The sequence below is a fragment of the Microcoleus sp. B7-D4 genome, assembly GCF_036705125.1.
In the GTDB taxonomy this organism is placed as follows: Bacteria; Cyanobacteriota; Cyanobacteriia; order Cyanobacteriales; family Microcoleaceae; genus Microcoleus.
This window is the reverse complement of record NZ_JAUBTT010000093.1, coordinates 23,856-32,417: the sequence shown is the minus strand read 5'-3', so window position 1 is coordinate 32,417 and position 8,562 is coordinate 23,856. Positions and strand designations below refer to the sequence as shown.

Genomic DNA, 8,562 nt, shown 5'->3' with positions numbered 1-8,562 from the left:
GCCTGTTTGTTTGGGCGGGCGAGACGCCCACCCCACAAAAAAATTCATTTCTTGTGGAACAGGCCGGAAAGCCTGTTCTTGAAAATGCTACGGCTTGTGATGTTCGTGCCAGTGTCGGGCAATATCGATGCGGCGACATACCCACACCTTTTCGTGCTGCTGCACGTAATCCAAAAAACGCCCCAAAGCCGCCGCCCGCCCGGGCCTCCCCGCCAAACGGCAGTGCAGCCCCACACTCATCATCTTGGGCGCTGTCTCGCCCTCGGAGTAGAGTAAGTCGAAGGCATCCCGCAGGTAAGCAAAAAACTGATCGCCGGAATTAAACCCCTGACTTGTGGCAAACCTCATATCGTTGTTGTCGAGGGTATAGGGAATTACCAAGTGGGGCCTGTTGCACTCGTACACCCAGTAAGGCAAATCATCCGCGTAGCTGTCGGCATCGTAGAGAAAGCCGCCTTCCTCCACTACTAGCTTGCGAGTATGGGGGCTCGTGCGCCCGGTATACCAGCCGAGGGGACGGCTGCCGGTAACTTGCGTGTGAATGTCGATCGCCCTTTGCAAGTGCTCCCGTTCCGCTTCTTCTCCAAAATACTTATAATCGATCCAGCGGTAGCCGTGGCTGGCAATTTCCCAATCCGCTTCTAACATCGCTGCTACTGCTTCTGGATGCCTTTCTAAGGCCATCGCTACCCCGTACACTGTGACCGGTATTCCCCTGGAAACAAACATCCGGTGCAGCCGCCAAAAACCGGCTCTACTGCCGTATTCGTAACAGGATTCCATGTTCATGTGGCGCAGTCCCGATAGGGGGACGGCCCCGACAATTTCTGAGAGAAATGTTTCGGAAGACGCATCTCCGTGCAGGATGCAGGTTTCTCCGCCTTCTTCGTAATTAATTACAAATTGTACGGCTACGCGCGATCGATTTGGCCATTTAGGATCGGGGGGATTTTGCCCGTAACCGATTAATTCTCGCGGATAATTTGCTGGCATAAGTAGAAGGAAGTTCGGCAACGGATTCGCTCGACGGATTTAACGGATGTAACGGAGATCGGGAATCAGGAAGAGGGAAAATGCAATAATTGACGTTTTTGCTGTGGCGATCGGGAAAGGTGATTTTTTTTAATTGTACGATCGCACTTATTTTAACTTATAGCAGATTCCACGTTTATGAAGAACACCCAGATCGATCTCTCCCCGCCGTAGGGACACGGCAGTACCGTGTCCCTACTTCATAAACCTGGCAGATGCTGTATCTATCTTGCCGTGTTCCTGTTCTATTTCCTGAATTTCTTTAATTACCCGCGCTTTGCTGGCGATTAAATGTTCTTTAATTGCTCGCTCTGCGGCGGCTGCATTTTGTTCGATTACAGCTTGATAAATGCGGCGGTGTTCGCTGCGGATTTCCAATACTCCCGGATTGTATTCCATTGTGCGCAGCCGCACTAATATCATTTTGTCAAACACCTGATCTAACAGAGTTACCAACCAAGAATTAGCGGAACTTTGCGCTAGCAAGCGGTGAAATTGGTAATCTGCGTACAGCAATTGATAGTTTGTCAGTTCGCCCGATCGCGCGGGCGTGTTATTTTCTGCTTGAGTGACGATCGATTCTAGTTGTTTTAATTGAGTCGGTGTCGCATTTTGACTCGCCCCGGCGGCCGATAATTGTTCCAAAGCGATGCGACAATCGTAAAGATCCGCCGCATCGGCGATCGACAGCGTAGCGACGCGCAATCCGTGATGCGGATCTGCCGTCACTAAATTCTCTCGCTGCAGTTGGCACAAAGCTTCTCTCACCGGAGTTCGGCTGACGTTTAGCATTTGGGCCAGTTGTGTTTCGATCAGGCGTTCTCCCCCTGCTAATTCCCCCGACAGGATAGCAGTTCGGAGAGCTTGGTAAGTTTGTTCGTGGAGGGATTGAGTGCGGCGAATCGCGCGAAATGACAAAGCCAAAATCAGTTATCCTTCTGTTTAAAATAGAGTTAGTTTAGTTTTGTTAAAACTTGTTGATTCAGCCTTATCTCTCAGATTTTTATGTTAGATAATCAGGAGGTTTTGGCTGACTCATTATCAATGATACAGCACATTGACGCTGATGTAGCAGGTAGGTATAGATTGCAGGTGATATTTTTGGGGACGCGCGGCTTTGGCCGCAGGTGTCAACAACCACGCGCTTGGACGCAGTACGGCAGGGGTTTAAACAAGAGCCTGATAGAAGACATTCGGTTTTAAATGAGTAATGTTAATAGAGGGCTATTTGTGGGGTGGGGGCGGGTTTATTTTACCTGTTTGTACTATTTAAGGCTATTGGTGAACCCGCCCCTACAGGTCATGGGAATGGTGCAATATTTCGGTTAAGATTTACCCAATAACACCACGATCGTCAATCCTGTAGGGGCGGGTTCACCTACAGTTTTAAATGGCGCAGACAATCTAAATAAACCCGCCCCCACCCCTTGGTTAAAAGCTAAACTGAGTGCGGAGATTTCCCACAAATACAGTCGGGTTGCCATCAAAGTTGTTGGCATTAAAGATAGCATAAAATGCCGGGACGATCGCAATATTATTAGTAAGCGGGTAGTAGTACGAACCCTCTACCTCGTACTGAGTTCCTCCATTTCCCCCGCCGGAGAGCAAAAATCTGCGGCCCGATATGTAATCGTGGGGAATCACAAATGAAAGCACGCCCAGCGCCCCCTTTTTTCCCAAATCGGGAAATCCCATGCCGACTTGCAAAGACTGTACCTTAATATCTCCGCCAGAGCGATCGCGATTTACCGGATTTACCTCAAGTTGTCCGTAGGAATAGCGCCCGAACAAACCGAAATTCCGGCTCAGCAACCAATCAAAATTGACCACAAAAGTATCGGCGCCGGAGTCTCTAACTCTGCCCCCGAAACCGTCATCTGCATAGCCGTAAGGCAGCGGTTCGCCCACTGCGCCGCCGATGAATCCGTTATAAGGTTTGAGGCTCGATCGCGCGTAAAGCAGCCGCAGATTGAAAGAGTTGCTGGGGGCGTATTCCAACTGCGCTGTCATCGTGTTTGTACTGTTGAACAAACCATCGCTGGGATTGCTAGCCGTATTGAATACCGCAGGATTCAAAAATTCGGTATTTTCAGCCATATAAGCAGCCGTAAACCTGAGCGGTTTGGCAACTTGCCAAGTGACAGCAGCGCCCGATCCGCGATCGACTGCATTTAACAGCGTACTTCCGTTCGAGTTAAAACTCGTGGCTCCCCTCAGAAAGAACGTGAAGCGATTGCCGTCAAAATACCGATAATAATTCAATCGCGGCCCGATGGAAACTTGCACTTTATCTCCCACCGGAAACGTGTAAGACATCTCGCGAATTCCCACAGTATTAGCCGTGGGTACGCCAGTTTGATCTAAAAACGGCGTTCCCCAAGTGTTGTAAAAACCCGCCGATACCAGTTCGTTTGCGGGTGAGTTGCCGTTGCCGACAACTAACTGAGTCACCAGCGAATCTTTGCCTGTAAACGAAGTATTAAGCGTCAAGAAAGCGTAGGAGCTAAAAGTAGTTTCTGGTTGCCCCCGCTCAACGCGAGTCGGTCGGTTGTTGGCATCGCGAGTTGGGGGAGCAAAGGGGCTGTTTGGGGCGGTGCGGCTGCGTTCTGCGGTGATATCGCCTGTGGGAAATGCTGATGTCAGGTTGAACCAAACCGTAGCATTCAGTTTCGTTGTGGTCGAAAATTGATTCGATTCTAGCTCCGCCGTGCGGGCTTCTAATACATCGATTCTACCGCGCAGCGTTGCTAGTTCTGCCGCAAATTCTTCTTGCAGTTTTTGGAGTTTTTGTAAATCTTCTTTTTTGACTAAATTCGAGGTTCCTGCTGTTACCAACTCCGCAACTTTATCGAGACACGCATTCAAACCGGCGGCGAATTCGTAGCGTGTCATGGCTCGATTTCCGCGATAGGTGCCGTCGGGATATCCTGCTATGCAGCCGTAGCGCTCAACTAAGGATTGCAGTGCTTGAAATGCCCAATCTGTAGGCTTGACATCGCTGAGTTGGGAAACTGAGGTGACTTGCTCTATTTCGGCAGCATCGTTTATTTCCAGGCTGTCTGTTTGTTGGATGTCGGCGATAGTTGCCGGCTCTTCCGGCGTTTGAATAGACTCGGCTAATATGCTCGATTCGCTGGATGCTTGGGCTGCTGTTTCTGTCTGCTTTATTTCGCTATTTTGAGGAATTTCGGCAATTTGTTCGCTGTCGGTCGCGACGGAAATATTCTCAGCTTGCGCCACTTTTTCGACTTCGATATCAGCGGTTGTTTCTGGTTTTTCCGCAGAATTTATCTGTGTGTCAATTGGTGCGACAGGCAATTCTGCTACAGGTAATTCTGCTGTCGGGGCTGTTGCTTCCTCGCTTTCTGAAACGGAAGTTTCCGCCGCATAAATTCCAGGAGAATGCAGCAGATTAATACAAAAAAAGGCTGGCGTTGCTGTCAGCACAATTTGGAAAAACAAAAATTTAGACATTATCCTCACACCGTAATTTTTTAGTCCATGCAGGCGGACTTTGTTTGACAAGGAGCGGTTTTAACCGAACAATCTCGGACAACGGCAAAATACATCAGATACGACATTTATGAAGTAAACCCCACATCGTTAGCTCTCTGTAGGGACACTTCAAGATCCCTTCTTCGTGTCAACTTAACGTCAAACCCAGTCAGAGACTGCTGTTTGACTATTAAATCTAGATCCCCTCTAGGGCGTGTTTTCAAACTCTAAGATCCCCCCCAGCCCCCCTTAAAAAGGGGGGAGCAAGAGTTTTAAAGTCCCCCTTAAGAAGGGGGATTTAGGGGGATCTGGACTGGGTAAAAACGAGATTGAGCAAGGGTTTTAGGGTTAACTTGTCACCAATGAGCTGAGCCTAAGTCCCTACATTTCATCAACCTGGAATACGCTGTATTCGCTCTTTTAAGTCAGCGGTTTGCGATCGGCCGCAGCAGGTAAAGCCCGCTCTTCTTTCGGAGGCAAAAAGCTCTCATCAACTATCTTATTAACTGGGGGAGCTTCAATCTGTAAGACTTCTGCTACTTGTTTTGCTGTCGCTTCCAGACGAGCTGGATCGACTCCGCCCAAGCCAACTTTTTCAACTTCGGGAGTGATGTACAGCCTTTCTAAAGCAATTTGCAGGCGCCGCTTTTCCGCATTTTTGTCCATCAAGCTGTCTCCAGCTTTTACCACCGATTCCAATCCGGCTGTCGGATCTTTTAAGGTATCTTGGAGTCCTTTAAAATACGCTCTCAAAAATCCTTTTACTACTTCGGGATTCTGGTCTAAAAAGGCTTTTTTAACCACGATCGCATTTCCGTACAAATCTAAGCCGTTCTCGGTGTAGTAAAATACATTCATATCTTCCGGCTTTTTGCCTGCTTTTTCTAGCGCAGGGACGATCGTGGTTGCAAAACCGCTTACCGCATCGACATCGCCCTTGATTAATAAGGTTTCGCGCAGCTTCGGTTCCATTGTAATCCACTCTACCGAATCGGCTTGCACTCCGGTTTTTTGGGCGAATACCGGCCACAATTTGCGCGGTGCATCTCCTGCGGGAGCTCCTAGCTTTTTGCCGACTAATCCTTTCGGATCTGCTATGTTGCTCGACTTGAGGGTGACAATTGAAAATGCCGATCGATTGTAAGGTACTGCAACTGCTACTACTGGATCGTTGGGATTTTTGGCGTTGAACTCCATCATCGAGTAAATATCGCCAAATCCAATCTCGAATTGGCCTGCTGCTACTTTAGTAATTGTATCAGAGGAACCGTAGCCCCGCTCGATTTTGACATCCAATCCTTCGGCTGGGAAATAGCCTTTGTCGATCGCCATTGTCAGCGGTGCGTTGTCGCCTTGCAGCAGCCAAGATGGATTGACTTTGATGGTGCGTTTCTGTGCGGTGTCGGCGGCTGTTGCTGTTGCAGTTGCTCCCCCTGATGCAGGGGTAGTTGCGGCATTCGGCTGCTGGGATTGGCAGCTACTCAGAATTAGTAGCGCTGCGATCGGCATTAGGGATAGCGATCGTCCTAACCACGTATTTTTCATGAAAAAAAACCTTGCTATTTGGACAACAAACCGAAGGAAAAACCTATCTAGCGCACCAAAGGATCTCGCCCATCTCTGCGGATTTCGCCTCAAAGTTAAGCAGCGATCGGGTTTCTTGTATACGGTATGCTCAAATTAATTGGCTGACTGTATACAGAAACACAGTTTTTAGTTTTTTGTCAAACCACAATCAAATAGACAAGTTGATATTTGCCCTAACTGTAATGTTGCGCTCGCTTACCCGATCGCTCGTCCAAAAGTTTGTATTTTCGGATACAGCAAAATTTCCAAATATCAAGAATAAATAGATATATAAATTTGGAAACCATTTGTGTATACAGGATACGGCGGAGTTTATACTAAAGAAAGGAGTTAGACTAACTGTGGTACAGCCTAAAATGCTAACAAATGCGATCGAAACGCAAGAACCGACTCTGTTGGAATTCGATCGAGTGGGTTTAGAGTATCGAGTTGACGGCCAACCGAGGCGAATTATTGACGAGATTTCGCTGTCGATCGCCCAAGGAGAATTTGTGTCCTTTGTGGGGCCCAGCGGCTGCGGTAAAACTTCGATTTTGAGGATGGTTTCCGGGCTGTCTCCAGCGCCGATCGGCGAAATTCGGATTCGCGACAAAAAGATTGCCAAACCGCTTAAAAATGTCGGCATTGCCTTTCAAAATCCCGTGCTTTTGCCTTGGCGAAATACCCTCGACAACGTACTTTTACCGCTGGAAGTAGTGCAGCCTTACAAGCGGGAATTTAAAGATCCTCAGCGGCGCGAAAAGTTCGTGCGCCAAGCCCAAGAATTGTTAGCTACCGTCGGATTGCAAGACTTTCAAAAACAGTTTCCCTGGCAATTATCGGGAGGAATGCGGCAGAGGGCTTCCCTGTGTCGGGGCTTGATTCACCAGCCGGAAATACTGCTGTTAGACGAACCTTTTGGGGCGTTAGATGCTTTCACCCGCGAGGAAATGTGGGTGATGCTGCAAGAGTTGTGGATGCGGGTGAAGTGCGTTTGCATCCTGATCACTCACGATTTGCGCGAGGCAGTTTTCTTATCGGATACTGTTTATGTAATGGGCCCGCGCCCGAGTTCGATCGTCTATAAAGTCAAAGTCAACCTGCCGCGTCCCACTAATCTAGATATGATCCTGTCGGATGACTTCAACCACATCGTAGCAGAACTGCGCCGCCACATTCACCGCAATTAAAAAACGAGAAAGCAATGGATAAGTTAGAGAAATTTGCTCGCTCAAAAACAGCAAGCATTGTGATGCCAATTGCTGCTACAATCTTGCTGTTCGTGCTGTGGGAAATTCTGGTATTGCTATTAAAAATTCCCCCTTACAACTTGCCCGCACCTTCTGCAATTATCGCCGCCACTTTAACTCAAAGCAAAGCACTGATCGAAAACTCGGGACAAACTTTGTTTACAACTTTAGCGGGTTTTTGCATAGCCATTGTAGCTGGCATAGTGCTGGGGTTTCTGATCGGGTATTCGCGGATTGCCTATGTAGTTCTGTACCCGCTATTAGTTGGGTTCAATACTGTACCGAAAGTCGCATTAGTGCCGCTGTTTGCGCTGTGGTTTGGCATCGGTACGGTGCCGGCAATTCTGACTGCTTTTTTGCTGGCATTTTTCCCGATCGCAGTTAACGTAGCTTTGGGATTGGATACAGTTGAACCCGAGATGAAAGATGTGATGCGATCGCTCGGTGCATCGCAAATCGAAATCTTCCAAAAAGTCGGGTTCCCCCACACCTTACCCTACGTTTTTGCATCCCTAAAAGTAGCAATTTCCCTCGCCTTTGTCGGCGCTGTAATTTCGGAAACAGTAGCATCCAACAAAGGCCTCGGCTACTTAATTGTCACCGCGAGTTCTAACTTTGACGTGCCTTTAGGTTTTGCAGGATTGATGGTTTTGGCTGTGATGGGAACCGTACTTTACAGCTTGTTTGCTGCTGCTGAGAAATACCTGATTTACTGGGCGCGCTGATGGGATGGATTCAACCAAACCCACTGCCGGAAATTGGGGTGCAAGTGGCCTAAAGGTTCTTCGTGCCCAGGCTGTTTGATGTCTTCTACAGGTACTGGCGCGGGGGATTTTTTGGTTAGTTGGCGATTGAAGAATGTCATAACTTTGCCTCCAAGATTGTTGTTTTTCTGGGAGGCACATGGAAACCTGTCACCATACCAGCTTTATTTGGTATGTCCGAATCTTTTTCTGTGCCTTATGATACTATTATAGAACTTTTTCGGCGGGAAGTATCCCCCGATCGGGTGATATTGACTTAGGCATGGGGCAAAGATTGAATTTTCTTGTGGGGTGGGCATCCTGCCCGCCACTCAGCAACAGGCAAGATATTTGTTCCACAGCAACAGGCATCTTGCCTGTTCCACAGCAACAGGCATCTTGCCTGTTCCACAGCAACAGGCATCTTGCCTGTTCCACAGCAACAGGCAAGATATTTGTTCCACAGCAACAGGCAA

The 8,562-nt window shown here is 48.3% G+C and carries 8 protein-coding genes; 3 read left to right on the top strand and 5 right to left on the bottom strand.

The window, feature by feature from the left end; all coding sequences use genetic code 11:
* Positions 1-87 precede the first annotated feature (87 nt).
* A complete protein-coding gene (gene puuE, locus QUB12_RS29265) occupies positions 88-993 on the bottom strand; it encodes an allantoinase PuuE (protein WP_333147355.1) in 906 nt (301 codons plus the stop codon).
* 234 nt (positions 994-1,227) lie between these two features.
* Positions 1,228-1,956: a GntR family transcriptional regulator gene (locus QUB12_RS29260; protein ID WP_333147353.1), complete on the bottom strand. Its 729-nt coding sequence runs from the start codon at positions 1,954-1,956 to the stop codon at positions 1,228-1,230.
* Between the two features lie 81 nt (positions 1,957-2,037).
* On the opposite strand from QUB12_RS29260, the gene QUB12_RS29255 reads away from it, so the two are divergent.
* On the top strand, positions 2,038-2,235 hold the full coding sequence (locus QUB12_RS29255) for a hypothetical protein (protein ID WP_333309580.1): 198 nt from the start codon (positions 2,038-2,040) through the stop codon (positions 2,233-2,235).
* 228 nt (positions 2,236-2,463) lie between these two features.
* Here QUB12_RS29255 and QUB12_RS29250 read toward each other — a convergent pair whose 3' ends face one another.
* The gene (locus QUB12_RS29250; RefSeq protein ID WP_333147351.1) at positions 2,464-4,506 is read right to left on the bottom strand and encodes an iron uptake porin; all 2,043 of its coding nucleotides are present in this window, start codon (positions 4,504-4,506) and stop codon (positions 2,464-2,466) included.
* A 441-nt stretch (positions 4,507-4,947) separates the two neighbouring features.
* Positions 4,948-6,072 (bottom strand): ABC transporter substrate-binding protein, encoded by a 1,125-nt coding sequence (locus tag QUB12_RS29245; protein WP_333147349.1) that lies wholly within the window; start codon positions 6,070-6,072, stop codon positions 4,948-4,950.
* A 383-nt stretch (positions 6,073-6,455) separates the two neighbouring features.
* On the opposite strand from QUB12_RS29245, the gene QUB12_RS29240 reads away from it, so the two are divergent.
* On the top strand, positions 6,456-7,283 hold the full coding sequence (locus QUB12_RS29240; RefSeq protein WP_333147347.1) for an ABC transporter ATP-binding protein: 828 nt from the start codon (positions 6,456-6,458) through the stop codon (positions 7,281-7,283).
* A 14-nt stretch (positions 7,284-7,297) separates the two neighbouring features.
* Complete coding sequence (locus QUB12_RS29235) at positions 7,298-8,068, top strand: ABC transporter permease (protein ID WP_333147345.1); 771 nt, start codon at positions 7,298-7,300, stop codon at positions 8,066-8,068.
* On the opposite strand, the gene QUB12_RS29230 is transcribed toward QUB12_RS29235, so the two are convergent.
* Positions 8,053-8,208: a hypothetical protein gene (locus QUB12_RS29230; RefSeq protein WP_333147342.1), complete on the bottom strand. Its 156-nt coding sequence runs from the start codon at positions 8,206-8,208 to the stop codon at positions 8,053-8,055. The genes QUB12_RS29235 and QUB12_RS29230 overlap by 16 nt on opposite strands.
* Between the last annotated feature and the right edge of the window lie 354 nt (positions 8,209-8,562).

Bases quoted from the DNA above. Each gene is read 5' to 3' on its own strand.
- puuE (WP_333147355.1), bottom strand. From the start codon at position 993: ATGCCAGCAAATTATCCGCGAGAATTAATCGGTTACGGGCAAAATCCC.
- QUB12_RS29230 (WP_333147342.1), bottom strand. From the start codon at position 8,208: ATGACATTCTTCAATCGCCAACTAACCAAAAAATCCCCCGCGCCAGTA.
- QUB12_RS29235 (WP_333147345.1), top strand. From the start codon at position 7,298: ATGGATAAGTTAGAGAAATTTGCTCGCTCAAAAACAGCAAGCATTGTG.
- QUB12_RS29245 (WP_333147349.1), bottom strand. From the start codon at position 6,072: ATGAAAAATACGTGGTTAGGACGATCGCTATCCCTAATGCCGATCGCA.
- QUB12_RS29250 (WP_333147351.1), bottom strand. From the start codon at position 4,506: ATGTCTAAATTTTTGTTTTTCCAAATTGTGCTGACAGCAACGCCAGCC.
- QUB12_RS29255 (WP_333309580.1), top strand. From the start codon at position 2,038: ATGTTAGATAATCAGGAGGTTTTGGCTGACTCATTATCAATGATACAG.